Below are 16,938 nucleotides of genomic sequence, written 5' to 3' on the forward strand. Positions count from 1 at the left end.
GATGAACAGGGAACTGGTCGCGGAACTGGGCCGACGGCTGTGGCAGGCGGGCTACGGAGCCGCTGCCGTTGGCTACGCCGCGGCGGACTCGGCTGCGGTTGATCCGGCTGCGGTTGATTCGGCCGCGGTGGACTCCCCCGCGGTGGACTCGGCCGTGGCCGATCAGCTCGATGGCCTCGAGATGGCCTATGCCGTCCAGAGGGCCACCCATGACCTGGCGATCGCGGCCGGTGAGCGCGCGATCGGCTACAAGGTCGGCCTCACGGCACAGCCCGCGCGGGAGACCTTCGGCGCCGATGAGCCCGCCGCCGGTTACCTGCTCGCGAGCAGGCTGCTCGAGGACGGCGAGCCCCTCGCCACGGCCGGGCTGTTCGCCCCGCTGGCGGAAGTGGAGGTCGCGTTCACCCTCGGCGAGGCGCTGCCCGGTCCGCGGGTGACCGCGCGGGACGTCCGCGACGCCACCGCCGCCGTGGCCCCGGCCTTCGAGATCGTCGACAGCCGGTGGCGTGGCGGTGCGCGCACGCTCCCCATGCTCGTCGCCGACAACACCAACGCCGCTCGCGCGATGGTGGGGTCCTCGGTCGCGCCCGCGTCCGTGGAGCTGTCTAAGATCGCCGCCACGCTGACGATCGGCTCCCGTACGGTGCCGGGGAGCGCGGCCGCCGTCATGGGTGACCCCGCCGAGGCGGTGGCATGGCTCGCCCGGCATCTGCTGCGCGGCGGCAGGCGACTGGAAGCCGGGGACATCGTCCTGAGCGGCACCCTGTGCGCCCCGACCGCGATCAGCGCCGGCGACCACCTGGTGGCCGACCTCGGTGAGCTGGGCCGGATCGCACTCGACGTCAACTGACCACCATGGGCCGGGGCCAGGACGTATGTGGCCCCGGCCCCGATGTGCGCGGGGGCGTCAGCGCAGCACGCGGTCCGCGGTGAGGACGCGGGGCGTCTCGGCCAGCAGGGCGCGCAGCCGGTCCGCGGACAGCGGGGCGCCCGGGTCCGCGGGGGGCCGGGTCCGGAACCCACCGCCGGACCTGATCTCCTCGACCATCTTGGCCTTGGCGGCGTTCAGCGCGTCGACGTCGGCGAAGTAGGGCGTCACATAGGCGGCGGTGTCCGGTTCGAAGCGCCAGCTCTCGGCCAGGGGGCCCGCGTCGACGGTGTCGAAGCCCAGCCGGTCGATCAGGGCGGCGGCGCTCGCCCTCGCCTCCGGGTCGTCACCGGCGATCGGCAGGGCGGTGCGGTCGGCGGCCCCCGTGGGGCGGGCGAGCGCCGGGATGTGGCCGTCGTTGATGTTGTTGAACGCCTTCACGAGCTTCGCGCCGGTCAGATGCCGCTGGACGAGCTCGCTCGTCGTGGTCCTGCCCGAGTCGAGCTCCTCGAACTCCCCGTCGCGGAACGGGTAGTAGTTGATCGTGTCGAGCACGACCTTGCCCGCCAGCGCGGCGGCCGGGAGTTTGCGGTAGGCGATCAGCGGGATGCTCACCACCACCCAGTCGCCCGCCCGGGCCGCCTCCTCGGACGTCGCGGCCCGGGCCCGCTCCCCGAGCTCGGCGACCGTGTCGGCCAGGGTCTCCGGCCCGCGGGAATTGGACAGGACGACGTCGATGCCCGCCGCGATCGCGAGCCGGGCCAGTTTGGTACCGATGTGGCCGCTGCCGATGAAGCCGAGTGTTGCCATGAAAGAGGTCTCCTCATCTGGCGGACTCGTGGTCCGCGGGCGCTTCTGTCCCAGCCGGCACCGCCGAACCGGAGCGGGTGCTCCTGATGAAGGTAACACAACCGGAGCGAGTGCTCCGCAAAGCCGCCTGTACGCTGAATGCCGTGACCAGCGCCGACCAGTCCACGTCCCCGCAGCCCCCCGCCAGGCGCGCCCGCCGTGCGGACGCCGAGCGCAACCGCGCCGCGATCATCGAGGCCGCCGGTGTGGTCTTCGCCGAGCAGGGGTGCGCCGTCGACGTCCGCGAGATCGCCCGGCGCAGCGGCGTCGGCATGGGCACGCTCTACCGCCACTTCCCGACCAAGGACGACCTGCTCGCCACCGTCATGGAGCGGGAATTCACCTCCTGGCTCACCGCCGCCCATGAGGCGGCGGCCGCGACCGAGGACCCCTGGGAGGCCCTGACCGGCTTCTTCGAGCAGACCCTCGCCAACCAGGCGCACAACCGCGCACTCGTCGAGACCTACACCGCCACCGGCACCCCCGCGCGCGAGTGCGCCCGGCACCGCGACGCCTTCATCGATGAACTGCGCATCCGCTGTGTGGACGCCGGACTTCTGCGCGATGGCGTCACCACTGCCGACCTCGTGCTGCTCAGCACCTCCCTGAGCCAGGCCGTCCAGGCCGCCGACGACAGCCGGCCCGGCCAGTGGCGCCGCCTCCTGCGCATCTCCCTCGACGGTCTCAGCAGTCGCAACACCGAACCACTGCCCGAGTCGGCTCCCCACGCGGGCGCCGCGACATAGGCGTCTGATATTTTGGACACTGTCCGCGGAAACGTGTTCCGCTGAAACGTGTGCTGGGAGGCCATCGTGGCGCGTCTCACCGCTCCGGCCCTTCGCCGGGGCCTGGACATCCTGGAACTGCTCGTCGACCAGGACGAGGGGCTACGGGTTCCGGAGATCACCCAACACCTCGGCCTGCCCCGTGCCACCACGCACGAACTCGTCAACACACTGGCCGACCGCGGCTATGTGACGATCTCCAAGGAGACCGGACGCGTCGCGATAGGGCTCAGCGCCCTGCGTCTCGGCGCCGGCTACGAGCGCGGGCTCGACCTCGCCACCGTGGGCCGGGAGTGCGCCGGCGAGGTGGCGCGGGCATGCGGCGAAACGGTCCAGGTCGTCGTGCGCGACGGGGGATTCGCGGTGTTCATCGTGCGGATCGACAGCAAGTACTCGGTCCGGCTGGTGTCCCAGGTGGGAAGCCGCCTGCCCGCCTCCTGCACCGCGGGCGGAAAGGCCCTGCTGAGCGCCCTCTCGGCCCGGGAGCTCGATGAGCTGTTCCCCAACGACAAGTCGCTGAAGCAGATGACCTCCAACAGCATCTCCACCCGCAAGCGGCTGCTGTCCGAAGTCGAGACGGCCCGCGAGCGAGGCTGGACCGAGGAGTTCTGCGAGTCCAACGACCACGCGGCCTGCGTCGCCGCCCCCGTGTACGACCGCCTCGGGAACTGCGTGGCGGCCATGAGCATCTCGGTGCCCACCCCGCGCTGGGGCGACACGGAGAAGGAACACTACGTCGAGCTGGTCCTGGGCGGCGCAAAGGCCATGGCGCGACGACTGGGGGCGAGCGTGCCGTCGTAGGCCGGTGAGCCCCGGTGCGACGGGACAACCTCCTGTCGCACGGGCCCGCCCCGGGACGGGTCACGGAGGAGGGCGCGGACCCTGGTGGGTGTGCGTGTCCGCGCGCGTGCCGAGAATCGCCCGAACCGAGGAGACCGCCGATGCCCCTCTCCGCCGGCCTCGCGCGCGGAGTCGCGCCCGGCACGCCCGGCATGCTGCACGCCCGCACGGTGACCGGCGACCTCAGCGCTCCGCCCCGGCCGCGGCTGACGGTCCGCTTCGGCCGGGGCGAGAAGCCGGACGTGGATCTGGGCGTCGGCGTGGACGACCTCCGGGTGAGCCGGCGCCACGGCGAGCTGACGTACCGCCAGGGGCAGTGGTGGCTGCGGAACACCGGGCGGCGGCTCGTCCGGCTGCCGCGCGGCACGATGATGCACCTCAGCACCGAGCCGATCCCGCTCGACACCGGTGACACCCCGCTGTTCGTCAAGGGCTCCGGCTACCGTGAGCACCTGGTCGAGCTCTATGCGGCGGGCCACGACGACCAGGGGCCGGTGTCGCGGCGGCGCGCCGAGACGCTTCGGCCGGAGATCTGGCCGCTCGACGACGACGAACGGCTGCTGCTCGTCGTCCTCGGCCAGCGGTATCTGCTGTACGAGGAGGATCCGCGCCCCCTGACGTACGCCACGGCGGCCAAACAGCTCGGCTACCTCCGCCCGGACGCGGGCTGGAACGAGCGAAAGATCGAGTACCGGGTCGAGGCCGTACGCCGCCGACTGCACGGCACCGGCTTCAGATACCCGGTGATGCACGACACGTCGCAGGGCCGCCCCGCCGACAACGGGCTGCTGCACAACCTGCTCAAGGGGCTGGTGGAGTCCACGACGCTGGTACCGCCCGATCTGGACCTCATCGAGGACGACGCCCTCTGGCCCGATCCCGCGCCGGAGGCGTAGCCCGAGCCGCTCCGCGGTGACCGCCCGTTTCCGGGACCCGTCCCATGATTCCTGTCGCCAAGCGAACAGGAAGGAACAGTACATGCGCATCGTCGTCCTCGCGGGCGTCACCGTGGCCGCCACGAGGGCCGCCCTCGCGCTCCCGGCGCGCGGCGAGGCCCCGACGGCGACGGGAGGGCTGCCGCGCCGCACCGCGACGCTGGTCCGGCGCCGCCCCTTAGTCCTGGCCGGCGCCGCCGCCGTCACGGCACCGGCCATCGCCGTTCCGTTCGTCGTGATGAGCCTGGGGGGGGCGAAGACGGGGACAAGGCCACCCCGGCACCGGGCAGAACGGCAACCGCCGCGGGCTTCATCGGCGACCCCCGCACGGCCGACCCGTGCGCCCTGCTGAACGCCACCGTGTTCCATCGGTACGACGAGGCCCGACTCGACCGTGACTACCGCAACTTCAACCGGGGCGACGTTCTCCTGAAGGAGCGGAGCGAGGAGGTCGTGGACGTCAGGGTGGAGCTCGACGCGGATTCGCTGCCGGAGGACGAGGGCCCGGGGAGCTGCCGCGTCGAGGTGGTCCACCGTGACTACACCGGGCTGGACCGGGTGAAGGGCACCGAGCGGGTGGCGCCCGTCCTCAAGGGGGCGGGCCGCAAGGGCCGTCCCTGCGAACTGGCCACCGACCTCGCCGGGTCGGCCGCCGCCGCTTTGCCCCCCGCCTGAGAGCCGAAGGGGCGGGGGAGGCGGGCGCGCCGGGTGTGCGATGTCCGTTCCACGCTCGCGGCCAGCTTCTTGGTGGCCGGGTCGGCGCCGGCCGAGCGCTCGGAGTGGGCGATCTTCGCCGCCTGATCGAGGTGTTCGCGCATGGCCGCGAGGAATTGCGCGTCGAAGGTGGCGTCCTTCGCTCGCTCGATGGCGCGCAGTTCGTCCTCCGTCACCATGCCGGGCATGTCGTGCCCCTCATGCGGATTGGTGTCGGGCACGCCCGCCCGGGCGAGCAGCCCGCGCAGCCGGACGAGTTCGCCACGGTACGCGGTGGCCACCGGTTCCGCCCACTTCTCCACCGCCGCGTCGGAGGAGCGGCCCGGGACCAGGTCCAGCAGGAGCGCCGCCTGGTCGTCCATCGCGATCATCAGCTGGATCCAGCCGATGTCGCTGGAGTTGAAGGTTCCCGACATCGCTTGTCCGCTCGGGGCCCGTGTGGCGGGGTGCCGCGCCGCCGACGTCGACGGCGTCTCGTCCGACGGCTTTCCGCCACCCTCGCCGCATCCCGCGGCGAGCAGCGACACCAGCACCGCTACGGATGCCGCGCGCCGCGCGGCGGTGGCCGCTGCCATGTCGACTCCCCTCGTCACACGTGTGCGTGGGTGTGGGCGGAGCCCCCCGTCACGGGGCTCCGCCCACCGGCAGGGCGGGGCCGCCCTGCCGGGCTGTGCGTTCTCCCGCTCGGTCAGGGACGGCCGTCGGGGCCACACTTGACGATCACATTGATGCAGTCACGCACCCGCCGGGCCATCTCGTCCTCGGGCCAGGCGTTGAAGAAGTCACCATGCATGGTGTGTCCGGCGCCCGACGCCAGCTTGAGCCGCGCGGGGTCGCCGTTGACCGGGTAGCGGAGCACCTGGCGCAGCTTCGGCACGGCCACCGGGTGGGTCGCCGGGCACTGGCCACCGACCGGGTACGCCATATGGCTCTTGTGGTCGGGGGAGTCCAGGTCCTTCCCGTTCCAGCACTGGGGGAAGTCCAGGTAGGACTCCAGCATCGAGTCGGACGGGCAGTTCACGAAGTCCTTGGAGGGGTTGACCTCCCGGTGGAGCCCCGATCAGTCCGTGGCGTCGGGCTCGGTCCGCTCGGCCGCGAGCAGGTGAATGAGCAGCAGCACGATCCCGGAGATCAGGAAGACGCGCGTGGCGGCTTCCAGGCCGTTCCACGTCTTGGACTGCCACATGGCGAACCACTCGCCACCGATGGCGATGAACCCGGCGCCGAACAGCAGCATGAGCATCACCAGCCCCACGGTGCTGGCCTGGCGGGCGCGGCGGACGCTGCCTCCGCGCAGTCCCGCGCCCCACATGGCCGTCGCGGCGATGAGGACGAGGGCGGCGACGCTCTCCCAGACGATGATGGCTACGTAGGCGGTGTCCTGGAGCGCGGTGGACTTGATGGCCCGCCACATCAGGTCGTCGTCCTTGAACGTGGTGTCCATCGCCAGGACATGGCGGACGAATTGCTGATTGGTGTCGAAGTCGGTGATGTTACCGAAGGCGACAAGCGCGATGTACAGCGCGATCGTCCCGGTGAGCAGCCCCGAGACGGCGGAGTAGGTGCGAGGGGAACGTATTCTGCCGGTTCGCTCGCTCACGATGACTCTGTCTCCCCGTTGTATTCCGTTGATCGGACATTCCATTGATCGGACCGAGCGGTAGCGTACAACTGTTTGGCTCAGTGGGCCCGGTGGTGGGGAGACGCAGGTCACATGCGTCCATGTCACAGGGGGTGGGGCCATCTCGTCTCAGGGGTGTAGCCACTGACAACCACGGAGGAGCACACCATGGACGCGCGACTGAACTACTCCGCCAGCCCGACCGCGGGCAAGGTCCTCAAGCCCGTCATGGCGGCGGGCAAGGCGGTCAAGGACTCGCCGCTGCCGCCCGCCACCCAGGAGCTGGTGGCGCTGCGCGTGAGCCAGATCAACGGCTGCGCCGTCTGCCTCGACATGCACACCAAGGAAGCCGCCGCGGCCGGTGAGACCGCGGTGCGGCTGCACCTGGTGGCGGCATGGCGGGAGGCCACGGTCTTCACCGACGCCGAGCGCGCCGCGCTGGAGCTGGCGGAGGCGGGGACCCGGATCGCGGACGCGGCCGGTGGCGTCAGTGACGAGGTATGGGCGAACGCCGCCAAGCACTACGACGAGGAGCAGCTCACCGCCCTGGTGATCCTGGTCTCGTTCATGAACATGGCGAATCGGCTGAACGCCATCACCCAGCAGCCGGCGGGCAACTACCAGGTCGGGCAGTTCCACTGACCGGTATCGGCAACGGAGGAATCGGCGTGAGCGAGGTCGAGGAGTTCGAGGAGCTGCGGCCACTGCTGTTCTCGATCGCCTACCGGATCCTGGGCAGTGTGAGCGAGGCCGAGGACGCGGTGCAGGAAACGTGGCTGCGCTTCGACGGCTCGGCCACCCGGCCCACGTCGACCAAGGCGTATCTGTCGGCCACGGTGACACGCGTCTCGATCGATGTGCTGCGCTCCGCGCGGGTGCGACGGGAGGAGTACGTGGGCCCGTGGTTCCCCGAGCCGCTGCTCAGCGATCCGTATCAGGATCCGGCCCGGGCGGTGGAGCTGGCCGACTCGGTCTCGATGGCGGCGCTGCTGCTCCTGGAGCGGCTCAGCCCGCTGGAGCGGGCGGTGTTCGTGCTGCGGGAGGTGTTCGCCTTCGGGTTCGACGAGATCGCCACGGCGGTGGAGCGGTCGGAGGCCGCATGCCGGCAGCTGCTGGTACGGGCGCGGCGCCACATGCGGGACGGACGGCCGCGGTTCGCGGCGGACCGGCGGGAGCGGCAGGAGCTGGCCACGCGGTTCTTCGACGCGCTGAAGGACGGCGATGTGGGCGGGCTGCGGAAGCTGCTGGCCGCCGATGTGCGGCTGGTCGGGGACGGCGGCGGCAAGGCCCCGCAGCTGGCCAGGGCCGTCACGGGCGCGGAGAACGTGGCGCGGCTGCTGGGCGGTGTCTTCCCCTGGCTGCTGCGGATCGATGTGTCGTTGGAGCCGCGCGAGGTCAACGGCCAGCCCGGCGCGATCCTCCGCGACCGGGACGGCAAGGTGCTCCACACCCTGGTCCTCGATGTGCTCGACGGGCAGATCCAGACCATTCGCACGGTGGTCAACCCCGACAAGCTCGGCCACCTCGGGCCGGTCGGGGACGCCTGGGCCGTGGACCGCGAGGTGAAGCAGGCACGTCGGCGGCCGAACTGACCGTGGGACGTGGCCGTTCCGCGCTCTTGGTAGTCTCGTCGGAGCCAGTCGTGCCACATCCGAGGCCAGGGAATCCGGTGTGAATCCGGAGCTGACGCGCAGCGGTGAGGGGGACGGGCGGGGCAGGTGACACCACTGGGAGGAGTCCGTGACGGCCGCGGGGCCGTCGCGAACGAGCACCGGGAAGGGGCCCCGTCCGGACGAGCCCGAGTCCGAAGACCTGCTGGCACCTCCGCGCCCGGTGCGCGGAGGACGACCAAAGGCCAGGCTCCGCGTACGAGCCCCGACCACCGAGGCTGCCCGTGCTCCGCTCCGCCCGCCGTACCGCGGCGTTCCTGCTCGCCCCCGCCCTGCTGCTCACCGCGTGCGGTGGCTCGGGCCATGACGGCGCGGACTCCGGGAAGCGCGCCGGTTCGGGCTATCCGCGCACGATCGACAACTGTGGCCACAAGGTCACGTTGAAATCCGCCCCGAAGCGGGCCCTGTCGCTCAACCAGGGCAGCACGGAGATCCTGCTCTCGCTCGGCCTCGCCGACCGCGTGGCGGCCACCGCCACCTGGACCGACCCGGTGATGAAGGGCCTGGAGAAGGCCAACGCCACGGTGGAGCGCCTGGCGGACAACGCGCCGTCCTTCGAGAAGTCCCTGGACGCCGAACCCGACTTCGTCACCGCCTCGTTCGTCTCCACCCTCGGCAAGGGCGGCGTGGCCACCCGCGAGCAGTTCGAGAAGCTGGGCGTGCCCACATATGTCTCGCCCTCCGACTGCGCGGCGGGCAGGGACACCGACAGCGGTGGTGACGGCTCCCGCGGCAAGCCCCTCACCCTTGATGTCGTCTACGGCGAGATACGCGATCTGGCCCACGCGTTCGGTGTCGACGAGCGCGGAGAGAGGCTCGTCGCGCGGCTGAAGGAGCGCGTGCACAAGGCCACGGAGGGACTGGACGCCTCCGGTGTCTCCCTCATGTACTGGTTCGCCAACTCCCAGTCGCCCTACCTCGCCGGCTGCTGTGGCGCGCCGGGTGCCATCACCCGGGCCGTCGGGGCGGAGAACGCCTTCTCCGACACCCACGACGAGTGGCCGCAGATCAACTGGGAGACCGTGGCCGACCGCGACCCGGACGTCATCGTCCTCGGCGATCTCACACGCAGGCAGCAGACCGCGGAGACCGCCGGGGCCAAGATGCGTTTCCTCGAGACCAACGCCGCCACCCGCAACCTCACCGCGGTGAAGAGGAAGCGGTACATCCTGTTGAGCGGGCAGGCCATGAACCCGTCCATCCGTACGGTCGAAGGGGTGGAACAGGTCGCCGCCGGGCTGCGCGACTTCGGGCTCGCCAAGTGAGTGCCGGCCACCTGAGCACTCGCCTCCTGCCGCTGCTCGCGGGAGGGCTGGCCGCGCTGCTCGCGTCGGTCGCCTTCGCCGTGACCATCGGCCCGGCCGACATCTCCACGGCCGACGTATGGGCGGCGGTCACCGCCCATCTCGGCCTGGGGGAGAGCACCTTGCCGCCGCTCCGGGACGGCATCGTGTGGAACCTGCGCATGCCGCGCACGCTGCTGGCCGCGGTGTGCGGGGCGGGTCTTGCCCTCTGCGGGGCCGTGATGCAGTCCCTGCTGCGCAATCCGCTGGCCGATCCCTTCGTGCTCGGGGTGTCCTCGGGCGCCTCCACGGGCGCCGTCGCCGTGGTCGTGCTCGGCGTGGGTGGCGGGGCCGTGTCCCTGTCGGCGGGCGCGTTCACCGGTGCGCTGCTGTCGTTCGGCCTGGTCCTGGTGCTCAGCCACAGCCTTGGTGGCAGCACCGACCGCGTGGTGCTGTCCGGAGTGGCCGCCATGCAGCTGTTCTCCGCGCTGACCTCGTTCATCGTCCTCACCTCGGCGGACGCCGACACCACCCGGGCCGTGCTGTTCTGGCTCCTCGGCTCGCTCACCGGCGCCGGATGGGGCGATGTGCTGCTGTGCACCGCCGTCCTGGCCGCCGTGCTCGTGGTGTGTCTCGGCCACGCACGCACCCTGGACGCGTTCGCCTTCGGGGAGGAGGCCGCTGCGGCGCTCGGTGTCCGGGTGGCCCGCACCCGTCTCGTCCTGCTGTGCGCGACCGCGCTGCTCACCGCGACCCTGGTCAGCTCCGCCGGCGCCATCGGCTTCGTCGGCCTGGTCCTCCCGCACGCCACCCGCGCCCTCACCGGCTCCGGCCACGCCCGTCTGCTGCCGGTGACCGCACTGGCCGGGGCCATCTTCCTGGTGTGGGTGGACACCGCCGCCCGTACCGTCATCGACCCCCAGGAGGTCCCGGTGGGCGTGGTGACGTCCCTCATCGGCGTACCGGCCTTCGTCGCCGTGCTCTACCGCGGCCGGAGGACGACATGACCGACTCCACCGCGGAAACGCCCGGCCTGGGGTCCCTCGCCACCGGGGAAGCGGTGTCCGGGCTCCGCGCGGACCGCGTCAGCCGCCGCACCGGCGGCCGGCTGATCGTCGACGGCATCTCCCTCACCCTGCGGCCCGGCGAGACGGTGGGTCTGCTCGGCCCCAACGGCTCGGGGAAGTCCACCCTGTTGCGGCTGCTCGCCGGGATCCTCGCCCCCTCCGCCGGAGTGGTCACCCTGGACGGCCGTGCCCTGCCACAGGTCGGCCGCCGCGCCACGGCCCGCCGCATCGCCACCGTAGAACAGCACGCCCACACCCAGACCGAGCTGACCGTCCGCGAGGTGGTGGCCCTCGGCCGTATCCCGCACCGGCGCGCCTGGGCGCCGGCCGACGCGGCGGACACCCGGGCCGTCGACGCGGCCCTGGAGCGCGGCGGACTGACCGGCCGGGCCGGTCAGTCGTGGCACACCCTCTCCGGTGGCGAACGCCAGCGCACCCAGATCGCCCGGGCCCTCGCCCAGGAACCGCGCGAGCTCCTGCTGGACGAGCCGACCAATCACCTCGACATCCAGCACCAGCTCGATCTGCTCGACCTCGTCGTCAGCCTGCCGATCGCGACCGTGATCGCCCTCCACGACCTCAACCTCGCCGCGATGTACTGCGACCGGCTGCTCGTCCTCCGCGAGGGACGCGTCGTGGCCGAAGGCACGCCCGGCGAGGTGCTGACCCCGTCCTTGATCAAGCGGGTCTACGGCGTCCAGGCCGATGTCACCCACGACCCGGGCCACCCGGTCATCCGCTTCCTGCGCCGGACACCGGAGCCGTGAGACGGTGGGCGGACTGCCAGTGGGTCTTCTACAACAACTCCGGCCCGGGCCGGGCCCAATGGTGCTCACCCCAGCTGTGCGGCAACCGCGCGAAGACGCAGGCGTATCGCCGCCGCCGATCGACCTGAATCGTGCCCCACGACCGGAGCATCGGCGACGGGGGACATCTCCCGTGCCCGCCCTCGGCACCCCCGGCATCCCCGACGGCTGACATGGGCGGCTTGTAGGGTGAGTGGCATGCCGGAAACCTCGCCCCGACCCGAGCCGTTCACCCCGCGGGCCGACCCCGCCGCCCTCGAGGACCTCCGCGCGCGGCTGCGCGCGACGCGCTGGCCGGACGCGCCCGAGGACGCCGGGTGGGCGCTCGGGACCGACCTCGACTACCTCCGTGAGCTCGTCGCCTACTGGGCGGACGGGTTCGACTGGGCGGCGCAGGAGGCGGCGCTCGCCCGGTTGCCCCGGTTCCGGGTCCGGCTCGGCGGCCTCGGGATCCACTTCGCACACGTCAAGGCCGCCGCCCCGGCCGGGCCCGCCCTGCCGCTGGTGCTCAGCCACGGCTGGCCGGACTCGTTCTGGCGCTATACGAAGGTCATCCCGCACCTCACCGACCCCGGTGCGCACGGCGCCGACCCCGCCGACGCGTTCGACGTGGTCGTGCCCGACGTGCCGGGCTTCGGGTACTCCGACCGGCCCACCGGCCCGCCGCTCGACTCCATCGCCGTCGCCGGGCTGTGGGCCGAGCTGATGGACGTCCTCGGCTATGAGCGGTTCGGCGCGGCGGGCGGGGACATCGGCAGCCATGTGAGCCGCTACCTCGCGCTCGACCACCCCGACCGGGTGGTGGCCGTGCACCGCATGGACGGGGGCCTCCCCCGCTTCAGCGGCGACCCGGCGGACCTCACGCCCGAGGAGCGCGCCTGGTTCGAGAGCGTCGCGGCCTGGAGCGCGGCCGAGGGCGCCTACGCCGCCATGCACAGTACGAAGCCCCAGACCGCCGCCTTCGGGCTCACCGACTCACCGGCCGGGCTCGCCGCGTGGATCGTCGAGAAGCTGCGGGCGTGGAGCGACTGCGACGGTGACATCGAGCGGAGCTACACCAAGGACGAGATCCTCACCAACGTCACGCTCTACTGGCTCACGGGCACGATCGGCTCCTCGATGCGCATGTACCGCGCCAACGCCGCCATCCCGCTCGCGCAGCACGCCCGCCGGGTCGAGGTGCCCTCCGGCTTCTCGCTCTTCCGCGGCGACATCGTCCGCCCGCCGCGGGCGTGGCTGGAGCGCACCACGAACTTCGTGCGGGTGACCGAGCCCGAGCGCGGCGGACACTTCGCGCCGTTCGAGGAGCCCGAGCTCTACGCGGAGGAGCTGCGCGCCTTCTTCCGCCCCTACCGGGCGGCGGCGACGGGCTGACACCCGGTTCCGGCACCGCTCCCACCCCTCAGGGCACGGGAGCCGGAGCACGCGTCGGCGTCCAGCGCAGATGAACGGCCTGGTCGGCGGGGTCGGGCCGGAGCAGTGACAGTCGGGGCCGTACGGCGTCGGTGCGGGCGGCCGGGGGCTTGCGGCCGCCCGCGCCGAACTGCACCGGCCATGTGGCGCCCGGGCCCCGGTACTCCTGCTCGGCCGCCGCGTGCAGGGTCCAGTGCGGGTCGTACAGATGGGTGCGGCCCACGGCGCACAGATCGGCGCGGCCCGCCAGCAGGAGGGAGTTGACGTCGTCGTACGAGGCGATCGCGCCCACCGCGATGACCGCGGCGCCGGTGGCGGCGGCCACCTCGTGGCGGATGCGGTCGGCGAACGGGGTCTGGTAGGAGCGGCCGAAGGCGGGCCGTTCGTCCTTGGTGACCTGGCCGGAGGAGACATCGATGGCGTCCGCGCCGTGGGCGATGAACGCGCGGGCGATCTCCACGGCGTCGTGTTCGGTGTTGCCGTCCGGCACCCAGTCGGTGGCGGAGATGCGCACGATCACCGGCCGTTCCGCGGGCCAGACGTCCCGCACGGCGTCGAAGACCTCCAGCGGGAAACGCAGCCGGTTCTCCAGCGGGCCGCCGTACGCGTCGGTGCGGCGGTTGGCGATCGGGGAGAGAAAGGAGGAGAGCAAGTAGCCGTGCGCACAGTGCAGTTCGAGGAGATCGAACCCGGCCTCGGCACCCCGGCGGGCGGCGGCCACGAAGTCCTCGGCGATCCGGTCCATATCGGCGCGGGTGAGCTCGCGCGGCACGGCGGAGCCGGGGCCGTACGGCAGCGGGGACGGTCCGACGACCTCCCAGTTGTCCCGCGGCAGCGGGTCGTCCATGCCCTCCCACATCAGCCGGGTGGAGCCCTTGCGGCCCGAGTGGCCGAGCTGGAGGCCGATACGGGCGGTGCTCCGTTCATGGACGAAGGAGACGATCCGCCGCCAGGAATCGCGCTGCTCGTCGTTCCACAGACCGGTGCAGCCGGGGGTGATGCGGCCCTCGGGCGAGACGCACACCATCTCGGTCATCACCAGTCCTGCGCCGCCCATGGCCTTGGAGCCGAGGTGGACGAGGTGGAAGTCGCCGGGCACGCCGTCGACGGCGGAGTACATGTCCATCGGCGACACGATCACCCGGTTCCTCAGCTCCAGCTCGCCCAGCCGGTACGGCTGGAACATCGCCGGTGCCACACCGTCGAGGCCCTGCGCGGCGGCGAAGGCCACATCGACCCGGTCGGCGAACTCCGGGTCCCGGGTGCGCAGGTTGTCGTAGGTGATGCGGCGCGAGCGGGTCAGCAGATTGAAGCAGAACTGGGTCGGCTCCTGGTGGACGTACATCCCAATGTTCTCGAACCACTCCAGTGAGGCCTGCGCCGCCCGCTGGGTGGACTCCACGACCGGGCGCCGCTCGGTCTCGTACGCGGTCAACGCGTCCTCGGTGTCGGGGTGTTCGTGCAGACAGGCGGCGAGGGCGAGCGCGTCCTCCATCGCCAGCTTGGTGCCCGAGCCGATGGAGAAGTGCGCGGTGTGGGCGGCGTCGCCGATGAGCACGAGGTTGCCGTGGTGCCAGCGCTCGTTGCGTACGGTCGTGAAGTTCAGCCATTTGGAGTTGCTGGCGAACACCTGGTGGCCGTCGAGTTCCTCGGCGAAGAGCTCGCGGACGCGCGCCACCGCGTGCTCGTCGGAGGCGCCCGGGGCGAGGTCGGCTCCCTCGGTGGCGTCGAAGCCGGCCCGCCGCCAGACGTCCTCGTGCATCTCGACGATGAAGGTGGAGCCGGTGGCGGAGTAGGGGTAGCCGTGCACCTGCACGACGCCCCATTCCGTCTGTTTGACGAAGAACTGGAACGCCTCGAAGACCCGGTCCGTGCCGAGCCACATGTACGTGCTGTGCCGACGGTCCAGGGAGGGGCGGAAGACCTCCGCGTGGGCGGCCCGTACCAAGGAGTTGACGCCATCGGCCCCCACCACCAGGTCGTACGACGCGCGCAGCCGCCCGGTGTCCGGGGCGGGGGTGGAGAAGTGCAGGGTGACGCCGAGTTCGTGGCAGCGCTCCTGGAGCAGGTGGAGCAGCTCCTTGCGGCTCATGGCGGCGAAGCCCTGGCCGCCGACGGTGTGGCTCTCGCCCCGGTAGTGGATGTCGATGTCGGTCCAGCGGGCGAAGCGCCGGGCCATGCCCCGGGCGATGGTGGTGTCCGCGTTCTCGATGCCACCGAGGGTCTCGTCGGAGAAGACGACGCCGAAGCCGAAGGTGTCGTCGGGGGCGTTGCGTTCCCAGACGGTGATGTCGTGGGCGGGGTCCAGCTGTTTCATCAGGGCCGCGAAGTACAGCCCGCCGGGACCGCCGCCGATGATCGCGATCTTCAAGGGGATTCCTCTCAACTCTCGGCGACGGCCTCGGCGGCCGGCTCGTCCTCGACGACCGTGCGCAGCAGCTTGAAGCGCTGTAGTTTGCCGCTGGTGTTGCGCGGCAGGGCGTCCTGGAACCGCACCTCGCGCGGGTACTTGTAGGGCGCCAGGACCTGTTTGACGTGGTCCTGGATCTCCTTCGCCTTGGCCGCGCCGCCGGGCACGCCGTCCCGCAGCACCACGAAGGCGCACACGATCGAGCCGCGCTCGGGGTCGGGGCGGGCCACGACGGCGGATTCGGCGACGTCCGGGTGGGTGTCGATGGCGGCCTCGACCTCGGGGCCGCCGATGTTGTACCCGGAGGAGACGATCATGCTGTCGCCGCGGGCGTGGTAGTGGAAGTAGCCGTCCTCGTCCCGGTGGAAGATGTCACCGGTGATGTTCCAGCCCTCCAGGACGTAGTCCCGCTGGCGTTCGCCGCCCAGATAGCGGCAGCCGACCGGGCCGATGACACCGAGTCTGCCCGGCTCCCCGGGGCCGAGTTCCGCGCCGTCGGGGCCGAGTACGGTGGCGCGGTAGCCGGGGACCGCCTTGCCCGTGGCGCCGGGCCGGATGTCGTCTCCGGCCGCGGAGATGAAGATATGCAGCAGCTCGGTGGCGCCGATGCCGTCGACGATCCTCAGACCTATGCGTGTCCGCAGCTCCTGCCAGGTGGCGCGGGGTATGTGCTCGCCCGCGGACACGCCGATGCGCAGCCCGTCCAGCCGCCGCTCGGCGCCCTCGCGCAGGATCGCCCGGTAGGCGGTGGGCGCGGTGGCCAGGGCGGTGACGCCGTGCCGCTCCACCAGCTCCGCGAGGTGCGGGGGAGTGGCGGACTCGGTCAGCAGGGCACAGGCTCCGGCGCGCAGCGGGAAGACGACCAGCATGCCGAGGCCGAAGGTGAAGGCCAGGGGCGCGGTGCAGGCCACCAGGTCGTCGGGGACCAGGCCCAGGGTGTGGCGGCCGAAGGTGTTGTCGATGGACAGGATGTCCCGGTGGAAATGCATGGTGATCTTGGGCGCGCCGGTGGATCCGGAGGTGGGGCCGAGCAGCGCCACATCGTCGGCGGCGGTGTCCACGCCGGTGAACTCACCGGACTTGGCCGCGGCCCTGGCCACCAGGTCCGCCGGGCCGCTGCCGCCGTACTCCACCACCGTGAGACCGGGCAACGCGGTGTCCCGGACCGTGCGGACGTCATCGGCGAACCGGTGGTCCACCAGGGCGATCGACGGCAGGGTGCGCTCGGCCACGGGGACGAGCTCCCGGGTGCGCAGGGCGGCCATCGTGGCCACCACCACACCACCCGCCTTGAGGATGCCGAGCCAGGCGGCCACCGTCCAGGGGTTGTTGGGCGAGCGCAGCAGGACCCGCTGCCCCGGCACCAGGCCCAGGTCCTCGGTGAGCACCTGGGCCACCTGATGGGCGCGGACGCGCAGTTCGCCGTACGTCCACACCTCGCCGGACGGGGTGCGCAGGGCGGGGCGGTCGGGGCCGAACAGCGCGGTGGGGGTGTCGATGAGCTCGGTGGCCGCGTTGAGCCGGTCCGGGTAGCGCAGTTCCGGCGTGGTGAACTCGATGACCGGCCACAGGTGTGCGGGGGGCAGCTGGTCGCGGGTGAAGGTGTCGAGGTGCGCCGAGGGGGAGAGGGGAAGAGTCACGGAAGTGTCCTTCCGGGAGCCCGCCGGGGAGAGCGGC

The 16,938-nt window shown here is 71.9% G+C and carries 17 protein-coding genes, 1 pseudogene and 1 riboswitch; of the genes and pseudogenes, 12 read left to right on the top strand and 6 right to left on the bottom strand.

What is annotated here, in order from left to right:
- The first annotated feature begins 1 nt into the window (after window position 1).
- Window positions 2-850, top strand: a complete 849-nt coding sequence (locus KHP12_RS42780; protein WP_211834492.1) for a 2-keto-4-pentenoate hydratase — start codon at window positions 2-4, stop codon at window positions 848-850.
- Between the two features lie 57 nt (window positions 851-907).
- Here KHP12_RS42780 and KHP12_RS42785 read toward each other — a convergent pair whose 3' ends face one another.
- Window positions 908-1,678, bottom strand: coding sequence for an NADPH-dependent F420 reductase (locus KHP12_RS42785; protein WP_211834493.1), 771 nt, complete (start codon window positions 1,676-1,678; stop codon window positions 908-910).
- Between the two features lie 143 nt (window positions 1,679-1,821).
- Here KHP12_RS42785 and KHP12_RS42790 point away from each other — a divergent pair, with 143 nt between their 5' ends.
- From KHP12_RS42790 to KHP12_RS51850, 4 genes are all read left to right on the top strand, one after another.
- Complete coding sequence (locus KHP12_RS42790; protein WP_037946718.1) at window positions 1,822-2,463, top strand: TetR/AcrR family transcriptional regulator; 642 nt, start codon at window positions 1,822-1,824, stop codon at window positions 2,461-2,463.
- A 66-nt stretch (window positions 2,464-2,529) separates the two neighbouring features.
- Window positions 2,530-3,303, top strand: coding sequence for an IclR family transcriptional regulator (locus KHP12_RS53060; protein ID WP_037946714.1), 774 nt, complete (start codon window positions 2,530-2,532; stop codon window positions 3,301-3,303).
- 140 nt (window positions 3,304-3,443) lie between these two features.
- Window positions 3,444-4,238, top strand: coding sequence for an FHA domain-containing protein (locus tag KHP12_RS42800; protein ID WP_086879771.1), 795 nt, complete (start codon window positions 3,444-3,446; stop codon window positions 4,236-4,238).
- An 82-nt stretch (window positions 4,239-4,320) separates the two neighbouring features.
- Window positions 4,321-4,629 (top strand): hypothetical protein, encoded by a 309-nt coding sequence (locus KHP12_RS51850; protein WP_246648878.1) that lies wholly within the window; start codon window positions 4,321-4,323, stop codon window positions 4,627-4,629.
- Window positions 4,630-4,816: 187 nt separating this feature from the next.
- Here KHP12_RS51850 and KHP12_RS51855 read toward each other — a convergent pair whose 3' ends face one another.
- From KHP12_RS51855 to KHP12_RS42815, 3 genes and pseudogenes are all read right to left on the bottom strand, one after another.
- A complete protein-coding gene (locus tag KHP12_RS51855; protein WP_086879770.1) occupies window positions 4,817-5,566 on the bottom strand; it encodes a DUF305 domain-containing protein in 750 nt (249 codons plus the stop codon).
- Window positions 5,567-5,679: 113 nt separating this feature from the next.
- A pseudogene (locus KHP12_RS42810) lies at window positions 5,680-6,036 on the bottom strand (DUF1996 domain-containing protein); the annotation flags it as partial.
- A gap of 15 nt (window positions 6,037-6,051) precedes the next feature.
- Window positions 6,052-6,591 (bottom strand): DUF2165 domain-containing protein, encoded by a 540-nt coding sequence (locus KHP12_RS42815; RefSeq protein ID WP_244202519.1) that lies wholly within the window; start codon window positions 6,589-6,591, stop codon window positions 6,052-6,054.
- 189 nt (window positions 6,592-6,780) lie between these two features.
- On the opposite strand from KHP12_RS42815, the gene KHP12_RS42820 reads away from it, so the two are divergent.
- The 7 genes from KHP12_RS42820 (at window position 6,781) to KHP12_RS42850 (ending at window position 12,812) form a co-directional block, all read left to right on the top strand.
- Window positions 6,781-7,254 (top strand): carboxymuconolactone decarboxylase family protein, encoded by a 474-nt coding sequence (locus KHP12_RS42820; protein WP_037946398.1) that lies wholly within the window; start codon window positions 6,781-6,783, stop codon window positions 7,252-7,254.
- 26 nt (window positions 7,255-7,280) lie between these two features.
- Window positions 7,281-8,204, top strand: coding sequence for an RNA polymerase sigma-70 factor (locus tag KHP12_RS42825; protein ID WP_086879768.1), 924 nt, complete (start codon window positions 7,281-7,283; stop codon window positions 8,202-8,204).
- Window positions 8,205-8,232: 28 nt separating this feature from the next.
- Window positions 8,233-8,446: riboswitch (cobalamin riboswitch) on the top strand.
- A gap of 60 nt (window positions 8,447-8,506) precedes the next feature.
- Window positions 8,507-9,547, top strand: a complete 1,041-nt coding sequence (locus KHP12_RS42830) for an ABC transporter substrate-binding protein (protein WP_086879767.1) — start codon at window positions 8,507-8,509, stop codon at window positions 9,545-9,547.
- Window positions 9,548-9,558: 11 nt separating this feature from the next.
- Window positions 9,559-10,572 (top strand): FecCD family ABC transporter permease, encoded by a 1,014-nt coding sequence (locus KHP12_RS42835; protein ID WP_086879798.1) that lies wholly within the window; start codon window positions 9,559-9,561, stop codon window positions 10,570-10,572.
- A complete protein-coding gene (locus KHP12_RS42840) occupies window positions 10,569-11,399 on the top strand; it encodes an ABC transporter ATP-binding protein (protein ID WP_244202518.1) in 831 nt (276 codons plus the stop codon). The genes KHP12_RS42835 and KHP12_RS42840 overlap by 4 nt, the downstream gene beginning before the upstream one ends.
- Entirely contained in the window at window positions 11,396-11,527 is a 132-nt protein-coding gene (locus KHP12_RS53630) for a CGNR zinc finger domain-containing protein (protein WP_211834494.1), read from the top strand. The genes KHP12_RS42840 and KHP12_RS53630 overlap by 4 nt, the downstream gene beginning before the upstream one ends.
- A 109-nt stretch (window positions 11,528-11,636) precedes the next feature.
- Window positions 11,637-12,812, top strand: coding sequence for an epoxide hydrolase family protein (locus KHP12_RS42850; RefSeq protein WP_086879765.1), 1,176 nt, complete (start codon window positions 11,637-11,639; stop codon window positions 12,810-12,812).
- Between the two features lie 28 nt (window positions 12,813-12,840).
- Here KHP12_RS42850 and KHP12_RS42855 read toward each other — a convergent pair whose 3' ends face one another.
- Together KHP12_RS42855 and KHP12_RS42860 are read right to left on the bottom strand one after the other, a co-directional pair.
- On the bottom strand, window positions 12,841-15,222 hold the full coding sequence (locus KHP12_RS42855) for a bifunctional salicylyl-CoA 5-hydroxylase/oxidoreductase (protein ID WP_211834495.1): 2,382 nt from the start codon (window positions 15,220-15,222) through the stop codon (window positions 12,841-12,843).
- Window positions 15,223-15,233: 11 nt separating this feature from the next.
- Window positions 15,234-16,901 carry an AMP-binding protein gene (locus tag KHP12_RS42860; RefSeq protein ID WP_210609030.1) on the bottom strand — a complete coding sequence of 556 codons (1,668 nt, stop codon included), beginning with the start codon at window positions 16,899-16,901 and terminating at the stop codon, window positions 15,234-15,236.
- Window positions 16,902-16,938 lie beyond the last annotated feature (37 nt).

The organism is Streptomyces asiaticus (assembly GCF_018138715.1).
Lineage (GTDB): Bacteria > Actinomycetota > Actinomycetes > Streptomycetales > Streptomycetaceae > Streptomyces > Streptomyces asiaticus.